Here is a 20,007-nt window from a genome sequence, read left to right as displayed (position 1 = left end):
ATTAAAGAATTGATTTTGGTAATGCCTTACGAGTCCAAGTTTTTATTCTTTTAAAATGACTCACCTTTGAATCTGGATTAAAATCTGGTGTTATTTTCCATGAATTTTCTGGTTTAAACTCTTTATTCATTCCTTTTAGAACACCTTTAGCAATTTTTTCAGAATCTATTATTGTTATACATTCTGTGTTTAAATTAGCACTTCTAGGGTCAAGATTAAAAGTTCCTATTACCGTAGTTTTTCCATCTATAACCATTGTTTTGGCATGTAAACCAAAAATAGGTTTTTCTTCTAAAGTTTCATGTAATTCATCAGTCATCATACTAACACGTTCTGCAGCATCAGGACGGAATTCAAATATTTCAACGCCCGTTTCAAGAAGTTTGGTTCTGTCACTTTGATAAGCACTAAAAGCTTCTGTATTATCTGTTGAAGCAAGGCTATTAGTTAATATTCTAATTTTTACGCCTCTTTCAATAGCGTTTTTAAATAAGTTTCTGCTTAATTCTGTTGTAATTAAATAAGGGGTTTGAATATCAACAGCGTGTTTAGCTGTGTTTAGTAATTCAATAAGTTTACTTGTAGAAATTCCACCTCCTTTTAAACCACTTGTTCCATCGTTTTTACCAGGTAAGTCTGAAACAAAAGAAACAGTATCGACCCAAACCAGTTTTTCTGATTTTTTTAATTCTCTAAAAACAGTTGGTAGGTTTTCGATTCTAGTTCGTACTTGAGGCCAAAAATTTTCAGGATTACAAGCATACTCATGAAGCTTATCAAAATTATATGCCTCAATATTATCGGTATTATCACTTAAATCTGTTATAGGAACACTCAAAGAATTATTCCAAAACTCGGAAAAAGAAGCACTAACATGTTTTGTTTCTTTTCCAATTAATAAAACATCTCTATCTCTAAAATTATACTCATGATCGTAATCAAAATACTCATCAGCAATATTTCTACCGCCAGTAATTACAACCTTTCCGTCTACAATAAATGTTTTATTATGCATACGTTGGTTTGCTGATCTAAAATCGGTAGCAAATTTTTTAATTTTTGAAAAAATGTTTTTACCTAGATTAACACCTGGATTATATATTTTTATGCTAATGTTTTTATGGGAATTTAACGCTAAAACATCTTCAATTCCTGCATCAACCATAATGTCGTCTACAAGAATTCTAACTTTCACCCCTCTATCTGCTGCTCTTACTAAATAATCGCAAGCAATCAAGCCAATATTGTCTATTGAAAAAATGAAATACTGAATATCAATAGTTTTTTCAGAATATTCAGATAACCATGCTCTAGCGACCATTGAGCCCGCACCGTCTTCTAAAACATAAACTCCTGTTTTGGTGGTCATTTTTTCAGAAATATCTTTTAATTCTGAAGTAAGACTTAAACTATCATTTCTATGAATGTTTGCACAGAAATCACTTTCAGGTAAAAACTGATTATTCTTCTTTTTTGAGCATGTACATAATACTAATAAAGCTATAAAATAGAAGAGCTCCTTCAAATTGACTAATTTTATATTTAACCTATTTAAGTAAAAAGGTTTTCAAATCATCATAAGTAGAAATTACAACTGATTCTTTTTCTTGTCCCATAACTGATTGTATTTGTTCTGGTAAAGGTTGTTCTTCTTTAATAACCTCTTCAACAACATCTAAAAATTTAGTTGGATGTGCTGTTTCTAAAAATACACAATGAGCACTTGGGTTTTCTTTTAAATGAGACTTACAACCTAAATAACCTACAGCTCCATGTGGATCTGCTACATAGTTATAGCTGTTATAAATTTCTAACATAGCTTCTTTAGTTTCATCATCAGAAAAACTATAAGACGATACGTTTTCTTTTAAACTCTCGAAATTATTTTTATAAATTTCTTGAATACGAATAAAGTTACTTGGAGCACCAACATCCATAGCATTACTAATAGTTTGAACAGAAGGTTTTGGTTCGTATAATTTTGAAATTAAATAACGAGTTACCACATTATTAGCGTTGTTAGAGGCTACAAAATGATTAATAGGCAAGCCTAATTGTTGTGCCATCATACCAGCGCAAACATTACCAAAATTACCAGAAGGTACAGAAAACACAATGTCTTCATATTTGTTATGTAATTGCTTATAAGCAAACATAAAGTAGAACAATTGTGGTAACCAACGTGCTACGTTAATTGAGTTTGCAGATGTTAACTGCATTTTGCTAGTTAAAGTATCATCTAAAAAAGCCGTTTTCACCATAGCTTGACAATCGTCAAATGTACCGTTAACTTCTAAAGCTTTAATATTTTGACCTAAAGTTGTTAGTTGTTTTTCTTGAATATCGCTCACTTTTCCGCTAGGGTAGAGTATTACGACATTTACACCTTTAACGCCTAAAAATCCGTTTGCGACAGCTCCACCAGTATCTCCAGATGTTGCTACTAAAACAGTGACTTCGTTAGTATTATCCTTATTAAAATAGCCTAAACAACGCGCCATAAAACGAGCTCCTACATCTTTAAATGCCATGGTTGGACCATGAAATAACTCTAAAGTAGAAATATTTTTATTTAATTCTACTACAGGAAAATCAAATGATAAAGTTTCTTCAACAATGGTTTTTAAAACTGCTTCAGGAATTTCAGGAGACACAAATTGCTTAATGGCTTCAAATGCAATTTCTGAATATGATAAGTTGTCTATATTATGAAAGAATTCTTTTGGCAAAGGCGTAATGCTTTCTGGAAAGTATAATCCTTTATCTGGAGCTAACCCTTTTATAACAGCATCTTTAAAAGATGTGTTTGGTACTTGTTTGTTTAAACTGTAGTAATTCATTTTGTTGTCATTCCTGCGTAGGCAGGAATCTATTTATTAGTTATTCTTAACTTTATTTTTATGATGCGATTTCCCTTCGCGTCATCAATCTTCTGTCTTCTGTCTTATTTTATTTTAATCCCCTCAGCATTAATCTTAGAAACATGAATATCAAATTCAATACCTGTTTTTGCATATACACTTCTCATAGCATATTCCACATTTTTAGCAGTTTCGATCCCTTTGCTTAAAGAGAAAATTGAAGGTCCAGAACCAGAGATACAAGCCCCTAAAGCACCTGCTTTTAATACTTCTGTTTTAACATCATCATAATGAGGAATCAACTTGCTTCTATATGGTTCTATAATAACATCGTGAAGCGAATTTTTAATTAAATTATAATCACTTGTATGTAATGCATGTACCAAACTTCCTAAGTTAGACCATTGCGTAATCGCATCAGTTAAAGAAACTTGCTTAGGTAAAACAGCTCTAGACTCCGATGTTTTAATTTCAATTTGCGGATGAATAATAGTCGCATACAAATCATCTGGAGAAGGAATTTGTAATATCTCCATCGGTTTTAAGCTTTTTACTAATGTAAAACCTCCAAACATAGCAGGGGCAAGGTTATCTGCGTGTTCACATTTACTTGCTATAGCTTCTCCTTTAATGGCAAATTCAGTAAGTTGTGTTTTATTGTATGGGCGTCCTAAAAGCTCATTCATTCCAAAAACACTTCCAACAGCACTAGCAGCGCTACTACCAATACCACTTCCTGGTTTTATGTTTTTGTATATTTCAATTTCAAATCCACAATCGGGTTTAGCATCTTCATACATAGTTAATGCCGAAACACCAGCTACATTTAATTCTGCTTCGTATGGCAAATCAAAACCTTCAATTTTGGTGATATAAATCCCTTTTTTGTCGGTTTTTCTAATGACCATATCATCACCAACACTATCTAAACAAAAGCCTAAGACATCAAAGCCACACGCTACATTAGCGACAGTTGCTGGTGAAAATATTTTTATTTCATTCATGCTTTAATCATTTCCAATTCTAATAATATCTGCAAACAATCCAGAAGCAGTAACATCGGCTCCAGCACCTGCACCTTTAATAATCATAGGTTGTTCTGGGTAACGCTCTGTATAAAACATCACGATATTATCACTTCCTTTTAAATTATAAAATGGATGTCCTTCAGGAATTTCTTGTAAACTCACACTCGCTTTTCCGTTATTTAAAGCAGCTACATATTTTAACTGACTTTTATTCGCTTTCGCGGAAGCAAATAAACTTTGGTAGTGTGCTTCATCTGTTATTAAAGTTTCATAGAAATCATCAACAGTATCACTTTTTACGCCCGATTCAGATAAGAAAGGTGTGTTTTCAATATCTTCTAAATTCATTTCCATTCCGCTTTCTCTTGCTAAAATCAGTATTTTTCTAGCAACATCTACACCACTTAAATCAATTCTAGGATCTGGTTCGGTATAACCTTCAGCTCCAGCTTGTTTTACAATATCGTAAAACTTGGTTGTATCATTAAAATTATTAAAAACAAAGTTTAAACTACCCGACAATACCGCATGAATAGATTTTACTTTATCGCCAGAAGCAATTAAGTTGTTTAATGTATCAATAATTGGTAAACCAGCACCAACATTGGTTTCAAATAGGTAAGGGGCATTGTATTTAAGTGATAAACGTTTTAATAATTTATAGTTTTCGTATTCACTTGAACAGGCTATTTTATTACAAGCAACAACACCAATACTTTCTCGTAAATAGTTTGCGTATAAACTAGCAACATCTTTATTAGCGGTAACATCAACAAAAATACTATTGCGTAAATTTAATGATTTTGTTTTCTCAAAAAAGCCATCTAAAGTAGCTGTTTCTCCATTTGCTAAAAGGTCTTTCCAATTTTTTAAGTCGATACCATCTTCATCAAAAATCATTTTTCTAGAATTAGATAATCCAGCAATTCTTAAGTTGATTTTAAGGTTTTCTTTAAGGTATTTACGTTGTTGGTGTATTTGTTCTACTAATTTCTCACCTACATTACCTACACCTGTAATAAAGACATTAAGTTGTTTTGTTTTAGCTTCAAAAAACTGCTCATGTAACGTATTAAGCGCTTTTTTTACATCATTTTCTGAAATAACAGCAGATATATTCTTTTCCGATGCGCCTTGAGCAATCGCTCTAATATTAATATTGTTTTTACCTAATGTGCTAAACATTTTTCCGCTAATACCTTGGTGGTTTTTCATGTTATCACCCACTAAAGCAATAATAGAAAGATTCTTTTCTACAATAATAGGATCTATTTTATGTAATGCAATTTCGTTCTCAAAAGCAGTATCAATAGCTGTTTTAGCAGTATCAGATTCTTTGTCGTCAATACCTAAACAGATAGAATGTTCTGATGAGGCTTGTGTAATCATTATAATATTGATTTTCTCCTGCGATAAGGTTTCAAATAAACGCTTAGAAAAACCAGGAATGCCCACCATACCACTTCCTTGTAGCGTAAGTAAAGCAATATTTGAAATATTACTAATACCTTTCACTGGAGAAGTGGAGTTTGTTTCATCATTAGAGATAATAGTTCCAACCGCTTCTGGTTCTAAAGTGTTTTTTATATGAATTGGAATTTGTAAATCCAACACAGGTTGAACTGTTGGAGGATATAATACCTTTGCACCAAAATGCGATAATTCCATAGCTTCTTTATATGATATTTTATCAATAGGATAGGCTTGTTTTACAAGTTTTGGGTTGGTAGTAAACATACCGCTTACATCTGTCCAAATTTCTAACTGCTCTACGTTTAATGCGGCAGCAACAATAGCAGCTGTAAAGTCTGAACCTCCACGACCTAGAGTTGTTTGCTCTCCAACAATCGATTTTGAAACAAAACCAGGAAGAATTGTAATTTGCTGTGATACCGATTTAAAATAATCTTGAATGTTTTTATTAGTGATACCATAATTAACTTCAGCTTTTGTGAAATTAGAATTGGTAATCATTAATTCTTGAGAGTTTTTACGATCTGCAGATAAACCACGATTTTTCATAGTTTCAGCAATGATAAAAGAAGATAACAATTCTCCAAAACTCACTAACTTATCTGATGTTTTAGGTGATAATTCATTTATTAAATAAATACCATCTAATAAATTTTTAAGATCACTTAATTTTCCATCAACATACTCTATAATGGTATTACTTTCATTAGGATTGAGTTCATTTATAATAGTAAAATGAATATCCTTAATAAGATTAAAAGTATCTATATAATTTGTCTCTTTATTTTGTGCTTGTTTACCAGCTAAAAGTAGTTTGTCTGTGATACCTCCAACAGCTGAAACGACACATACTACAGAATCTGTATTAGCATATTTTTTTAAAATACTAATAACGTTATTTATATTTTTTGAGGATCCTACTGAAGTTCCTCCAAATTTTAAAACCTTCATTTTTTAATGAATTGATAATTGAAATAATAATTTAAAATATTGTAATTGGTAGAATTACAAAGATAGCCCGAAGAATATATAATTAGCAACCCCAAAGGGTTCTAGTAATTGTAGTTGTTCCAAAAATAGACGTGTTTCCTTTTGTAAAAAAAGAAAGAATTGTGCTTGTGTTTTGGATTAAATGATTCATTATATCTATAATAATACAAATCAAAAGTATTACTTTTAGCCTTATAAAAAAACAAAAACTTTTTTTTTACAGTATTCTTATATTGAAGCTAATTTCTTTTAAAAAAAAAGAGGAATACAATTAAGTATTGAAAAATTAATAATAAACTAATGAAGATATTTTCTAAAGAACAAATCTACCAAGGTGATTCGCTAACAGCAGAAAAACAAAATATATCCTCAACCGATTTAATGGAACGTGCAGGAGAACAAATTTTTAATTGGATTCACATGCGCATGCAAGGAGCTCAAGTGCCTATTCATGTGTTTTGTGGTATTGGTAATAATGGAGGTGATGGTTTAGTACTAGCAAGACATTTAATTATACACGGTTATAACGTAAATACTTATATTATTAATTGTAGTGACAAGCGTTCTAAAGACTTTTTAATTAATTATGATCGCATTAAAAACGTCACTAAAAAGTGGCCAAAACTTTTAAGTTGTTCCGATGATTTTCTTGAAATACAGCCAATAATACAACCAGATGATATTATTGTAGATGCTGTTTTTGGAATAGGTTTAAACAGACCAATAGACGATTGGGTTAAAGCCTTGTTTATGCATTTTAGAGAAACTAAAGCTTTTACTTTGTCTATTGATATTCCATCTGGATTAAGTACAGATACAGCTATAACTGATGAAAACGCTGTTGTTTGGGCAGGCTACACATTAAGCTTTGCTTCACCTAAATTAGTTTTCTTTTTACCTGAAACAGCTAAATATACAGTGCAATGGGAAGTATTAGATATTGGTCTAGATCCTCAGTTTTTATTTGAAACTACTACAGAAGTAGATTTAATTGGTAAGCATGATGTTTTACCAATGTACATACCACGAGAAAGGTTTTCTCATAAGGGGCAATTTGGACATAGTTTAATAATAGGAGGGAGCTACGGAAAAATAGGAGCTGTAACTTTAGCTAGTAGAGCTGCTTTATCTATTGGTGCAGGATTAATTTCTGCTTTTGTTCCAAAATGCGGATATACTGTTTTGCAATCGTCGTTTCCTGAAGCTATGGTTATTACAGATGCTGATGAAGAGAAAATTACAGCCATAAAATTTAAAATAGAACCAACCGTTATTGGTATTGGAATTGGAGCAGGAACCAGTACCAAAACAACAAAAGCTTTTGAAACGTTTTTAAAAACTAATAAAACTCCTTTGGTTATTGATGCTGATGGTATTAATATCCTTTCTAAAAAGAAAACCTTATTAAAATTATTACCTGTTCAAACTGTTTTAACACCACACCCTAAAGAATTAGAACGCTTAATTGGTCCCTGGAATGATGATTTTGATAAACTTAATAAAGTAAAAAAGTTTTCTAAAAAGTATGATGTTATTATTTTAATAAAAGGAGCTAATAGTATTACTATATATCAAGATAAGCTATTTGTTAATACAACGGGAAATCCAGGACTTGCTACAGCTGGTAGCGGAGATGTTTTAACAGGAATTATAACAGGGTTAATTTCTCAAGGATATGATTGTTTATCTGCCACTATTTTTGGTGTTTATTTACATGGAAGATCTGCCGATATAGCTGTTGAAGATTTTGGATATCAAAGCTTAATTGCAAGTCATATTATTGAATATCTTGGAGAAACTTATATTGATTTATTTAAGCAACCAGAAACGCCTCAAGAAGTTGGTGAAGAAGCTGCCGAAGAAGAAAAAAGTAATTAAAATAAAAATGCCGCTTTAATGCGGCATTTTTATTTTGCAATATATTATTTTTTCTAAATACTTAATGAGTTAAACAATTCTATAAGCTTAGGACTAGAAGGTCTTGGTGCATCAGCATCAACTACATTACCTGCAGGGTCTATTAATATAAATCTAGGAATTCCAGAAACTCTATAACCTGAAACAAATTCAGATTGCCCATTTTCAGGAGCAATTATTTGTACACCACTTAACTCTTTCTCAATAACCATTGCTTTCCAATCTTCAACAGCTTTTTCCCAAGAACCACCATGTGTTCTGGCATTATCAAGAGATAAACTAACAAACTTTATATTTTTGTCATGGTATTCAGCTTCAACTTTTTTTAACGATGGTATTTCTGCTTTACATGGCCCGCACCAAGTTGCCCAAATATCTACATACACATATTTACCTTTAAAATCTGAAAGCGATGTTTTAGTGCCATCATAATTTTGATAGTTTTCAAAAGAAGGCGATGGTTTTCCTATAAAATCAGCAAATTGATTGGCTCTAGCTTGTTGTTGCTTATATGCTCCCATTAAACCTTGTGGTAACTTTTCTATATCTGTTTTGTCTTGAGTTAATATTATTGAATCTAAACCTTTAGAGTTTTCTAATAGGTTTAAAAATTCATTTTTAATTTCAATTGTTCTCTTAGCAAAAGCTTCTTCTTCCATATCAAAAAGTGCTGCATTGAAAATACTTTCTTGTAATAAAGTCTTTTTCGCAAGATAATTGTTTGTTTCAGCACCAAATCCAGAATAAGATATAGATTCATCAAACTCCTTAGTATCAACAGCTATATTTATTTCATAACCATTTTTAAGAAAAACAAATGCAGATTCATTTCCATCAAATAAATCGTAAACCCCTGTTTCAACTTTTAATGTATCACTAAACGTACCATCGTTATTTACTTTTATTGTTTTTGAGAATGTACGCGTTCTTATAACAATAGAGTCACTATTTTTATCTGTTATTTCCCCAGATAAGGTTACATAGTCCTTAGGTTCAGATTTACAAGCAATCATTGACATTACTGTAAACGCTAATAATAGTTTTTTCATTTTAGTTTTTTAGTGCGGTAAAAATAGTAATTATGGGGTATTAAATTTCAATTTTATAAAGGATTAACATTTGTTTAGGTATTTAATGATAAATCTCTTTGGTTTTCATTAAAAAAATAATTCAAATACTTAACAAATTTTATAAAAAAAACACCTATCATGAATTTATATTCTTGTTAGATGGTTTAAAAAGAATAAAACACTATTAATTATTTCTTTATAATTGTTTTATTTATAACTCCATTTGTTGTAATTATTTTAACTATAATAACATTGCCAGTTTTGGTTTCAATATCTATTTTTAAAGTTGGGCTATTTATTTTCTTTGCTTTAGCTGAATAAACTTTTTGACCAATCGTATTATATATTGAAACCTGTTTAACTTCTTCAAAATTTTTTATATGTATTAATAACCCTTTGAAAATCAATAAAATTACATTTTGTAGGTGAGTTTTTCATATTCAATAATCTCAGGAATAATATTTAAAGCAAACAATTCTTTTTGAACATTCATAATTGTTTTTTTATCGATTAATTCTTGTGACCATTCTGTAATACTTAGCCATTCTTGTACATCTTCAAGTTGTTGTTCGTAACGATTTGCAATTGTTTTATCAATACTAGGAATATTTTTGAAGTCTGATGTTGTATTATTTATAATATCTAGAATAGTTTTTAATTCATCTTTATTAGATATAATAAAATCTTCGCGAACCGCAATAACAAAACATGGCCATGGAGACGGACAATTACCAATACGTCTAAATGTACCATTATCTACTAATGGCTTTGTGGTGAATTTCTCCCACATAAAATAATCGGCTGCTCCATTGGTTAAACCTTCAACGGCACCATCTAAATTTTTGATAACTTCAAAGTTTAAATCTTTTTCTAAATCCCATTCATTATTTTGAGCATTAATATAGGCCATTAAATGAGAACCTGAACCATATCGACTTATGGCTGCTTTTGTTGCTTTTAAATCTTCAATGCTTTTGTAAGGCGAATTATGAGCAACATGAATTCCCCAATTTAAAGGTGTTTGCACAAAAGTTTGCACAATTTTACTTGGGTTTCCTGCTATTATGTCTTTAATAATTCCTTCAGTAAGAATAACTGCAATATCTATTTCTTTTTCACGAAGTGCTTTACACATAGCTCCAGTTCCGCCAGGATAATCTTGCCATCGTAAATTAATACCTTCTTCTTTATATTCGCCATTTTTTAAGGTTAGGTACCATGATAAATTAAAATGTTCTGGTACACCACCAACTTTTACGTTCTTCATGTAATCAATATAGATTATTCAACAATTTTATTTAATGTATATAGAATAAGGTTTTCTATAGTTTTCCTAGGGTTTTTACTAAAATTTCCAGTAGCTCTATTGGCTATAATAGCATTTAAAGATACAGCATTATGTCCTAAAAGTTTAGACAAACCGTAAATAGCAGAAGTTTCCATTTCAAAATTTGAAATTCTTACACCCTCAAAATTAAATGTATCCATGTTATGATTTAAGTTAGCATCTTGAACTGGCAAACGTAAAACGCGACCTTGAGGTCCGTAAAAGCCTCCTGCAGTAGCGGTTAAACCTTTAAAAGTTATGTTGCTATCTAGCCTTTTTTCTAAATCGATACTATTTGTAATTACAAGAGGTCTAGACTTTTGTGCATCCCAATTAGTCTGTTTTATAAAGGCATTTTCAATAGCTTTATTGCTAATGTTTTTTACTTGATAGGAGTGAAGCATCCCGTTTAAATCTAAACTATGTGTACTTAAAACAAACGCATCAACAGGAATATCTTTTTGTAAAGAACCAGATGTTCCAATTCTTATTATATCTAATTTTGTGAGGGTTTCTTTTGGCTGTCTTGTCTTTAAATCAATATTAAAAAGTGCATCCAATTCATTTAAAACTATATCAATATTATCAGGACCTATACCTGTAGAAACAACCGAAATTCGTTTTCCTTTATACCTTCCTGTATGTGTTTTAAATTCTCTTTTCTGAGTTTTAAATTCAATAGTATCAAAATGTTTAGATACTTTTTCAACACGATCTTGATCGCCAACTAGAATAATAGTTTTTGCAACTTGTTCGGGTTTTAAATTTAAATGATAAATACTACCATCTGGGTTTAATATCAATTCCGATTCTTTAATTGGCATTATGAATTGTTTTTACAAGTTTGTTTAGTTTTTTATTGAATTGAAAATCGAATTTATAAACACCCCCGTATTTTATGTTATTATCAATTTCTTTAGCAAAGTTGTGCTTGCCTAATAAAGCTTCAAAACCTTTTCTATTTAGTTTTAAACTTTTATCACTTTCGATAATGAAAATTTTAAGCTTGTCTATAATTCTAGATATTTGTAAATCGCCATAACCGTAATATCCTTGGTAATTAAGCGCATATCCTAATAAATGATGATAAGATTTTATATTAGTATCTCTTATAATTTCTAAAATATTACGCTCTATATTATTTAAACCATCTTTAGTGTATGGAAAACGCTCTAAATGAGCTTTTAAACAGCTGTTTAGATAAATAAAAGAGGAGCTTTTTACTATGTAAGGTTTTAGTAAATTATGATCTTTCCCGCAGTAAATACCCCAGATAGTTTTTGCTAAACCTATATCTTCGGGAGTAAGCTTGATTTTATCTCGATAATGTTTTAGTAAATTACCTGAGTTTAGTTCGCTCAAACCTTTTAAGTTTTTACTTCCTCTAACTCTTCCACTTGTTACCAAATATAAAGGAAGTGTTATTTTTTTTTGCTGAATTAAGCTAATAACTGCTATTAGGTTAATGTGGCAAAACAAATCGTATTCAAACCAAAGCACAATCTCAGAATAGTTTTCCATATGATTTAGTTTATCTAATTCTTCATTTATTTCTGAAATATCTAGTTCTATATCGTAATGAGAACTAAAAAAAGTTTTTCTAAGTTCAATAAATTTTTCTGAATATACTTGCTCTGTAGTTGGACCTTCACAAAGCATTTCTTGCCAAGTAAGTTTATCTCCAGCAATGTTTAATTCATTTAAAATATTAGTTAAAACTGTACCATTGGTAATATGAAGCGTCTTTTTATCCATATAAAATCAACCTCCTACGCGTTTTACTAAAAAGCCTTTATCTTTTAGCATTTGCATAATTTTATCGCGATAATCACCTTGAATAATTATTTTATCGTCTTTAAAACTACCTCCAACACTTAATTTGGTTTTTATCTCTTTGGCAAGTATTTTAAAATCCTCGTTAGCACCTGTATAGCCTTCAATAATGGTAATAGGCTTGCCTTTTCGCTTTTCGTATTTACAAATTAAAGGATCGTCTTGCATCCATATTTGTGAAGCATCATCAACATGTTCTGTAGGCGTTTCTTCAACATGATCTGGAAATAGGTTTTTTAGTTGGTCTTGTAAATCCATTTTTTTTAAGTCTTCAGTCTTCAGTATTCAGTAGGCAGATAAAACAGTAAATAAAAGTTATTACCGAAGCTGCTTACTCAAAACTGTAAACTATTTTTTTATCAATCCTAATTCTATTAAACGCTCCGTTAAAAATTCACCAGCAGTAATATCTTCAAATGCTTTTGGGTTTTCTTCATCTACACAACCGTCTAAAACATTTAATTTCATATCGCTTATAGGATGCATAAAAAACGGAATAGAATAACGTGATGTTCCCCAAAGTTCTTTGGGCGGATTTATAACGCGATGAATAGTCGATTTTAATTTATTGTTAGTATGCCTAGAGAGCATATCACCTACATTAATCATAAGTTCATCAACTTCAGCTATGGCATCAATCCATTCGCCTTCATGATTTTGAACTTGTAAACCTCTTCCTTGCGCACCCATTAAAAGCGTTATTAAGTTAATATCGCCATGCGCAGCAGCACGAACAGCTTCATTTGGTGCTTGTGTTATAGGTGGATAATGAATAGGTCGTAATATAGAATTTCCGTTATGTATGTAATTGTCAAAATACATTTCATCTAAACCTAAATACAAGGCTAAAGCCCGTAATACATACTTTGCGGTTTTTTCTAGCATTTGGTAAGCTTCTTTACCAATTTTATTAAACTCAGGAAGCTCTTTAACAAGAACATTCTCTGGATATTCGGCTTTTAATTTATCATGATCTTCTACATATTGACCAAAATGCCAAAACTCTTTTAAATCGCCTTCTTTTTTGCCTTTAGCGCTTTCTTTGCCAAACGACACATAACCACGTTGCCCTCCAATTCCAGGGATTTCGTAGGCTTGTTTTGTTTCAACAGGTAAATCGAAAAAGTTTTTCACTTCTTTGTATAAATTTTCAACTAAAGTTTCATCTAAAAAATGACCTTTTAATGCTACGAAGCCAATCTCTTCATAAGCTTTACCAATAGCGTCTACAAACTTTTGTTTTCTATTAGAATCGTTAGAAATGAAATCATTTAAATTGACACTTGGAATAATATTCATGCGCAATAATTTAATTTGAATGTATTACAAATGTACAAAAACATTGTAAATTTTGTCACTTTCAATTTTTTAGAACTTTTAATATCATATTTACATTTTTGTTATATTTGATAAGATATTATTACAAATTCATGAAAAAAGAGTCTGATTCGTTTAATATTGAATACAATACAAGTCTTCTTGGTAATAATACTTTAATTCAGTTGTACAAAAACATGCTGAAACCAAGATTGATAGAGGAGAAGATGCTTATTTTGTTGCGACAAGGAAAAATAAGCAAATGGTTTTCTGGTATTGGGCAAGAGGCTATTGCTGTTGGTGTAACTATGGCTTTAAATAATAGCGAATACATATTGCCTATGCACCGAAATTTAGGTGTTTTTACAACTAGAAATATTCCTTTGTATCGATTATTTGCACAATGGCAAGGTAAAGCATCGGGTTTTACAAATGGGAGAGATCGTTCTTTTCATTTTGGAACTCAGCAATATAAAATTGTGGGTATGATTTCTCATTTAGGGCCTCAATTAGGTGTAGCAGATGGTATTGCTTTAGCGTCAAAATTGAAAAACAAAAACGAAATAACTGCGGTTTTTACAGGGGAAGGAGGTACGAGTGAAGGCGATTTTCATGAAGCTTTAAATGTAGCATCTGTTTGGAAACTTCCTGTTTTATTTTGTGTAGAAAATAACGGCTACGGATTATCGACACCTACCAGAGAACAATACAATTGTAAAGATATTGCCGATAGAGGTATAGGTTACGGCATGGAATCTCATATTATTGATGGAAATAATATTATTGAGGTTTATATAAAAATTAAAGCTATAGTTGAAAGTGTTCGCGAAAATTCGCGTCCTGTTTTAATAGAATTTAAAACCTTTAGAATGCGTGGTCATGAAGAAGCAAGTGGTACAAAATATGTGCCTCAAGACCTTCTTGATACTTGGGCGGCTAAAGATCCTGTTATTAATTTTCAATCCTTTTTAAGAGCGAATGCCATTTTAAATGAAGAAGATGAAGTTGCTATAAAGGAAGCTATTGTAAGTGAAATTAATGAACATTTAGAGATTGCCTTTAATGAAGAAACGATTATTCCTGATAAAACTATCGAATTAAATGATGTGTTTCAAGAATTTAAATATCAGGTGTTTGAAAATAATTCAGAATTAAAAGAGATACGATTTATTGATGCTGTTTCTCAAAGCTTAAAACAAAGTATGCAACAGCATGAGGACTTAGTTATTATGGGACAAGATATTGCCGAATATGGCGGTGCTTTTAAAATTACTAAAGGTTTTGTTGATGAGTTTGGGAAAGACCGCGTTAGAAATACACCTATTTGCGAATCGGCCATTGTTGAAACAGCTATGGGTTTATCTATTGCCGGAATAAAGAGTGTTGTTGAAATGCAATTTGCCGATTTTGTGAGTTCGGGTTTTAATCCTATTGTAAATTATTTAGCAAAATCGCATTATAGATGGAATCAAAATGCCGATGTTGTTATACGAATGCCTTGTGGTGGTGGCGTTGGTGCAGGTCCGTTTCATTCACAAACCAATGAAGCGTGGTTTACTAAAACACCCGGATTAAAAGTGGTGTATCCAGCTTTTCCGTATGATGCTAAAGGTTTGTTAAATACAGCTATTAATGATCCAAATCCTGTGTTGTTTTTTGAGCATAAAGGATTGTATAGAAGTATTCGTCAAGACGTACCGGTAGATTATTATACCTTACCGTTTGGTAAAGCTTCAGTTTTAAAAAAAGGAGATGATGTCACTATAATAAGCTATGGAGCAGCAATTCACTGGGTCTTAGAAACTTTAGATAAAAACCTGGAAATTGATGCTGATGTTATTGATTTAAGAACGCTTCAGCCTTTAGATACAGAGACTATTTATAATTCGGTAAAAAAGACAGGAAGAGTAATTATTTTACAAGAAGACTCTTTGTTTGGTGGTATAGCGAGTGATATTTCAGCAGGTATCATGGAGCATTGTTTTGAATATCTTGATGCACCAGTAAAACGTGTAGCAAGCATGGAAACACCTATTCCGTTTGCATCTCAATTAGAAGAACAATATCTTTCTAAAAACAAATTTGAAACTGCTTTAAAAGATCTTTTGGCTTATTAATTAAAAACCCACAAGGTTTATAAAAACGTTGCGGGTTTAATGTATTTAGGGTGTGCAATAATTTATTTAGTTTCAGCTTCCGATAAAATAAACGGATAAGCCTTTTTAACTTCTTTTAATTCATTTGCCGTTAAATCTTCTGGAAGTTTGTTATAAGTATTTTTAGCATATTCTTTTCTTAATTCAAAAAGCGCCTTTGTTAATTCATCTTGTACAGCTATAAACTGATTGTAGCTCGTGTTTCTATCGTTTTGTAATGAAATCACAGCTTTTTTAGGGTTGTCTGATGCCTTTTCAGACTGTTGTCCGTTGCAATAATTACAGCTTCCATCTTTATTATTATCTAAAAACTGTTTTGTAACATCTTTTAATGCTTCAATTTTAATGATTTCATTTTCTACCATAATGTCATCATTACTATTAATTACAATTCGTAAAAGGTTGTGTTCTTTTATTTTACTATCACAAATAACTCCTGGCGGACATTCGGTAGGGAGTTTTCTCGTAATCCCTTTATCTTTTGGGATGGCTGCAGTTACTAAGAAGAAAATGATTAATAAAAATGCAATGTCTGCCATAGAGCCTGCATTTACTTCGGGCATTCGTCTTGATTGTCTCATAATTATAGATTTATATGTTAATATGAATCCTTATTCACAAAAACAATACCATAAGTAATTGACAATTAATTAATGAGCATATCGTTTTGAACCTCTCCAAATAAGAGTTTGTGATGGTTGAAAATTTAATACACGACTTCCTGTAAACAAGTTTTCTTGAGTCATCGTGTTTATGTGCTTAGATATTCTATTAATTGGTTTCATTTTTTTGATTGATTAAAGGTTTTGGTTAGTAAAGATGTTAATTATCTGTAACGTCTTTTAAAGTTCCATTGATTACTTTTTGTTGTTTTTAATGTTCCTGTTAATTGATTACTGTTTAATGTTCTCATGATTTCTGTTGTTTTTGATTGATTGATTGATTGATGAAAGTTTTAGGTTATAAAGATGTTAATTATCTGTAACGTCTTTTAAAATTCCATTGATTACTTTTTGTTGTTTTTAATGTTCTTGTTAATTGATTACTGTTTAATGTTCTCATGATTTCTGTTGTTTTTTGATTGATTGATTGATTGATTGATGAAAATTTTGTTTAAAATAGAAGCTATATTATCTATAACGTCTTTTCTTGTTCCAGTTATTACTTTTAGTTGATAATAGTGTTCCTGATAATTGATTGTTGTTTAAAGTTCTCATAATTGATTGTTTTTAATTGATTTATACTAGATAGACGACATAAAATCAATTTTGTTACAGTACTATGCATAACAAAGTAATGAATTAACAAATTTTAACAATTTTTATAAGCATAGTGTAGGAGAAAAGATCATATATAATGAACAAAATAATATTTAGGAACGGTATTTGTATTAATATTTTCCTAAATGCCTAATACATAGTTGATGTTTTCATCATATAGAATTATATTTGATGTCAATTATTCGAGCACTTATAATTTAAGAAGTATTAATAACGATGAAGTATCATTTTTCATTTTTTATTTTCATGATTTTTACGTTGTCTACTTTTGCACAAATAGATAGTAGAAATAAATCGATATCAATACCAGCAATAGAAAGCCCTAAAGACTCTATTGATACAGATATTGCTATATCTCCTAAAATAATTACACCAAAAAATATTGATAATTTAAATACTCCAAAAGTATCAACAAACCTGAATTTACCTAAAAAAGAATTTTCTATGTTTCCAAAAGAAAAATTTGGAAATCCAGGGGAACTTTATGTAAAGCAGGTTAATAAAAATATTGAAAACTTAAAATTAACACCCGAAGAGGTAGAACAGCGCAATGGTAGTTCAACCGATCAGTTTTTAGGAGATTTTAAAAGTAAAGCTAAATTTGTTAATGTAGTATATCGTGACCACGGTTATGTAGATGGAGATGTTATTCAAGTTCTTGTAAATGATGATATTATACATGCAAGAGTGTTTCTATCTGGAGGTTTCAAAGGTTTTAAGTTAGATTTACAACCAGGATTTAATAAAATAGATTTTTTAGCTTTAAATCAAGGATCGTCTGGTCCTAATACGGCAGAATTTAGAGTTGTTGATGATGCAGGAAACTTAGTATCTGCTAACCAATGGAATCTTGCCACTGGAGTAAAAGCAACTATTATCGTTATGAAAGAGTAATATTTTTATTACCTTAGCGTAATAATAATATTGTTTTATGAAAAATAGATACCTTATCTTTTTTTGCTTGCTTATTTCGTCTTTAGGGTTTTCTCAATCCATAGATATTGATAACGGTTCTTGGTATTTGTATAATATGAATATTGATGGAGAAAATTATAATTTGCCATTAAATTCAGAAGGAACTCCGATAATATCAGAATTTATGAAAAATGCTAATGGGAGATTTTTTTCTACTAGTATTTGTAATATTCATGAAATAAAATTTGAAGTTAATTTTGGACTAGATACATCAAAAATAATTGTTTTTGGCTCTGGCTCTACATTAGGAGATTGTGATTATGCTAGCAGTGTTACTCCAGAATACATTAGAGATATAGAGATTAAATTTAAAGAATTTTTCACTGTTTTAAGTAATGAAAACAGTTTTTATTATGAAATTGATGAAGAGAATTTAGATCAACCACGCCAGCTTGATATTACAGCTCCTAATGGAGATACTTTGATGTATTTTTATGAAACATTATCAATTTCAAAAAGTACTCTAAACCCATCTTTTTCAATATATCCAACCCCTGTAAAAGACAAACTAAACATAGTTTCCTCAAATAACAATCTATCAAATATTAAAACCAAAATATTCGATTTAAACGGAAAGTTGGTTCAAGAAAATGTACTTAATAATAACAAATCAATAAATGTTGAAACCTTAAAAAAAGGGTTTTATTTTATTTTAATTGAAGATGAAAAAGGAAATATTGGAACACAGAAATTTGTGAAATAAATTAGTTAACAATCCTATCAATCAAATTCAATTCCTCATCAGTAAAACCTAAATTATCTAAAGCTTTTACGTTTTCTTTTAATTGATTAGCTGAACTAGCTCCAATTAACACCGATGCAACTTGTGGCTGTCTTAAAATCCAAGCAATAGCCATTTGAGATAGTTGTTGTCCGCGAGCCTCAGCAATAGCAGCCAGTTTTTGAATTTTTTCAATATTACTATTTACAGTATCTTCATTTAAAAACGTTAAATCTCTAGCAGCTCTAGAATCTTTAGGAATTCCTTTTAAATACTTATTAGTAAGCATCCCTTGTGCTAGTGGCGAAAATGTAATGCAGCCCACACCGTTTTCTTCAAGTGTATCTAAAAGGCCGTCTTCAACCCAACGATCAAACATAGAATAACGTGCTTGATGTAAAATAAATGGCGTGTTTAAACGCTTTAAAATGGCAGCAGCTTCTTGGGTTTCTTTAGGTTGATAATTAGAAATACCAACATACAAGGCTTTTCCTTGACGAACAATATCTGACAATGCGCCCATGGTTTCTTCTAAAGGCGTATCAGGATCTGGTCTATGGTGATAAAAAACATCGACATAATCGAGTTCCATGCGTTTTAAACTTTGATCTAAACTAGATATTAAATATTTTCTAGAACCCCAATTCCCATAAGGCCCAGGCCACATATCATAACCTGCTTTTGAAGCTATGAACAATTCGTCTCTATGATTTTGAAAATCTTTTTTAAAAATAGTTCCAAAATTTTCTTCAGCCGAACCATACGGCGGTCCGTAATTATTTGCTAAATCTAAATGGGTTATTCCTAAATCGAAAGCACAACGCAAAACATCTCTCGCATTTTGAATACTATCAACAAAACCAAAATTATGCCATAAACCCAACGAAATAGCTGGTAAAAGCACACCGCTTTTTCCAGATCTTTTATAAGTCATGGTGTCATAACGTTGTTCAGAAGCTTGATACGCTTTAATTTCTGTCTTGTCGTTTATATACATAATTCAGTCAATAATTTAGAAAAGATAAAAATAGAAATAAGTTTTTAAGTAGTCTCTATAAA

At 30.8% G+C, this 20,007-nt stretch carries 18 protein-coding genes; 4 read left to right on the top strand and 14 right to left on the bottom strand.

Annotation, left to right across the window (positions count from 1 at the left end; genetic code table 11):
* Position 1: 1 nt before the first annotated feature.
* The 4 genes from ACH5TW_RS06235 to thrA form a co-directional block, all read right to left on the bottom strand.
* Complete coding sequence (locus tag ACH5TW_RS06235) at positions 2-1,525, bottom strand: phospholipase D family protein (protein ID WP_439335637.1); 1,524 nt, start codon at positions 1,523-1,525, stop codon at positions 2-4.
* A gap of 22 nt (positions 1,526-1,547) precedes the next feature.
* On the bottom strand, positions 1,548-2,840 hold the full coding sequence (gene thrC, locus ACH5TW_RS06230) for a threonine synthase (protein ID WP_439335636.1): 1,293 nt from the start codon (positions 2,838-2,840) through the stop codon (positions 1,548-1,550).
* 104 nt (positions 2,841-2,944) lie between these two features.
* The gene (locus ACH5TW_RS06225; protein WP_439335635.1) at positions 2,945-3,865 is read right to left on the bottom strand and encodes a homoserine kinase; all 921 of its coding nucleotides are present in this window, start codon (positions 3,863-3,865) and stop codon (positions 2,945-2,947) included.
* Positions 3,866-3,868: 3 nt separating this feature from the next.
* Complete coding sequence (gene thrA / locus ACH5TW_RS06220; RefSeq protein WP_439335634.1) at positions 3,869-6,313, bottom strand: bifunctional aspartate kinase/homoserine dehydrogenase I; 2,445 nt, start codon at positions 6,311-6,313, stop codon at positions 3,869-3,871.
* Between the two features lie 339 nt (positions 6,314-6,652).
* On the opposite strand from thrA, the gene ACH5TW_RS06215 reads away from it, so the two are divergent.
* Entirely contained in the window at positions 6,653-8,230 is a 1,578-nt protein-coding gene (locus ACH5TW_RS06215) for an NAD(P)H-hydrate dehydratase (RefSeq protein ID WP_439335633.1), read from the top strand.
* A gap of 53 nt (positions 8,231-8,283) precedes the next feature.
* Here ACH5TW_RS06215 and ACH5TW_RS06210 read toward each other — a convergent pair whose 3' ends face one another.
* From ACH5TW_RS06210 to ACH5TW_RS06180, 7 genes are all read right to left on the bottom strand, one after another.
* Complete coding sequence (locus ACH5TW_RS06210; RefSeq protein ID WP_439335632.1) at positions 8,284-9,318, bottom strand: TlpA family protein disulfide reductase; 1,035 nt, start codon at positions 9,316-9,318, stop codon at positions 8,284-8,286.
* Between the two features lie 209 nt (positions 9,319-9,527).
* Positions 9,528-9,746, bottom strand: a complete 219-nt coding sequence (locus tag ACH5TW_RS06205; RefSeq protein ID WP_439335631.1) for a hypothetical protein — start codon at positions 9,744-9,746, stop codon at positions 9,528-9,530.
* Between the two features lie 5 nt (positions 9,747-9,751).
* Positions 9,752-10,606, bottom strand: coding sequence for a substrate-binding domain-containing protein (locus ACH5TW_RS06200; RefSeq protein WP_439335630.1), 855 nt, complete (start codon positions 10,604-10,606; stop codon positions 9,752-9,754).
* Between the two features lie 14 nt (positions 10,607-10,620).
* The gene (locus ACH5TW_RS06195; RefSeq protein ID WP_439335629.1) at positions 10,621-11,490 is read right to left on the bottom strand and encodes a nucleoside phosphorylase; all 870 of its coding nucleotides are present in this window, start codon (positions 11,488-11,490) and stop codon (positions 10,621-10,623) included.
* Positions 11,480-12,421, bottom strand: coding sequence for a DUF1835 domain-containing protein (locus ACH5TW_RS06190; protein ID WP_439335628.1), 942 nt, complete (start codon positions 12,419-12,421; stop codon positions 11,480-11,482). The genes ACH5TW_RS06195 and ACH5TW_RS06190 overlap by 11 nt, the downstream gene beginning before the upstream one ends.
* Positions 12,422-12,427: 6 nt before the next feature.
* Entirely contained in the window at positions 12,428-12,757 is a 330-nt protein-coding gene (locus ACH5TW_RS06185; protein WP_439335627.1) for a translation initiation factor, read from the bottom strand.
* A 90-nt stretch (positions 12,758-12,847) separates the two neighbouring features.
* Positions 12,848-13,798: an isopenicillin N synthase family dioxygenase gene (locus ACH5TW_RS06180; protein WP_439335626.1), complete on the bottom strand. Its 951-nt coding sequence runs from the start codon at positions 13,796-13,798 to the stop codon at positions 12,848-12,850.
* Positions 13,799-13,929: 131 nt separating this feature from the next.
* On the opposite strand from ACH5TW_RS06180, the gene ACH5TW_RS06175 reads away from it, so the two are divergent.
* On the top strand, positions 13,930-15,933 hold the full coding sequence (locus ACH5TW_RS06175) for an alpha-ketoacid dehydrogenase subunit alpha/beta (protein ID WP_439335625.1): 2,004 nt from the start codon (positions 13,930-13,932) through the stop codon (positions 15,931-15,933).
* A gap of 62 nt (positions 15,934-15,995) precedes the next feature.
* Here ACH5TW_RS06175 and ACH5TW_RS06170 read toward each other — a convergent pair whose 3' ends face one another.
* Together ACH5TW_RS06170 and ACH5TW_RS06165 are read right to left on the bottom strand one after the other, a co-directional pair.
* Positions 15,996-16,553, bottom strand: a complete 558-nt coding sequence (locus ACH5TW_RS06170; protein ID WP_439335624.1) for an ExbD/TolR family protein — start codon at positions 16,551-16,553, stop codon at positions 15,996-15,998.
* A 69-nt stretch (positions 16,554-16,622) separates the two neighbouring features.
* The gene (locus ACH5TW_RS06165; protein WP_439335623.1) at positions 16,623-16,757 is read right to left on the bottom strand and encodes a hypothetical protein; all 135 of its coding nucleotides are present in this window, start codon (positions 16,755-16,757) and stop codon (positions 16,623-16,625) included.
* A gap of 711 nt (positions 16,758-17,468) precedes the next feature.
* On the opposite strand from ACH5TW_RS06165, the gene ACH5TW_RS06160 reads away from it, so the two are divergent.
* Together ACH5TW_RS06160 and ACH5TW_RS06155 are read left to right on the top strand one after the other, a co-directional pair.
* Complete coding sequence (locus ACH5TW_RS06160) at positions 17,469-18,146, top strand: hypothetical protein (protein WP_439335622.1); 678 nt, start codon at positions 17,469-17,471, stop codon at positions 18,144-18,146.
* 37 nt (positions 18,147-18,183) lie between these two features.
* Complete coding sequence (locus ACH5TW_RS06155; RefSeq protein ID WP_439335621.1) at positions 18,184-18,930, top strand: T9SS type A sorting domain-containing protein; 747 nt, start codon at positions 18,184-18,186, stop codon at positions 18,928-18,930.
* A gap of 1 nt (position 18,931) precedes the next feature.
* Here ACH5TW_RS06155 and mgrA read toward each other — a convergent pair whose 3' ends face one another.
* Positions 18,932-19,945, bottom strand: a complete 1,014-nt coding sequence (gene mgrA, locus ACH5TW_RS06150) for an L-glyceraldehyde 3-phosphate reductase (RefSeq protein WP_439335620.1) — start codon at positions 19,943-19,945, stop codon at positions 18,932-18,934.
* Positions 19,946-20,007: the final 62 nt, after the last annotated feature.

The sequence above is a fragment of the Thalassobellus sediminis genome (assembly GCF_044386045.1).
GTDB lineage: Bacteria > Bacteroidota > Bacteroidia > Flavobacteriales > Flavobacteriaceae > Thalassobellus > Thalassobellus sediminis.
This window is presented reverse-complemented; position numbering and strand designations above follow the sequence as displayed.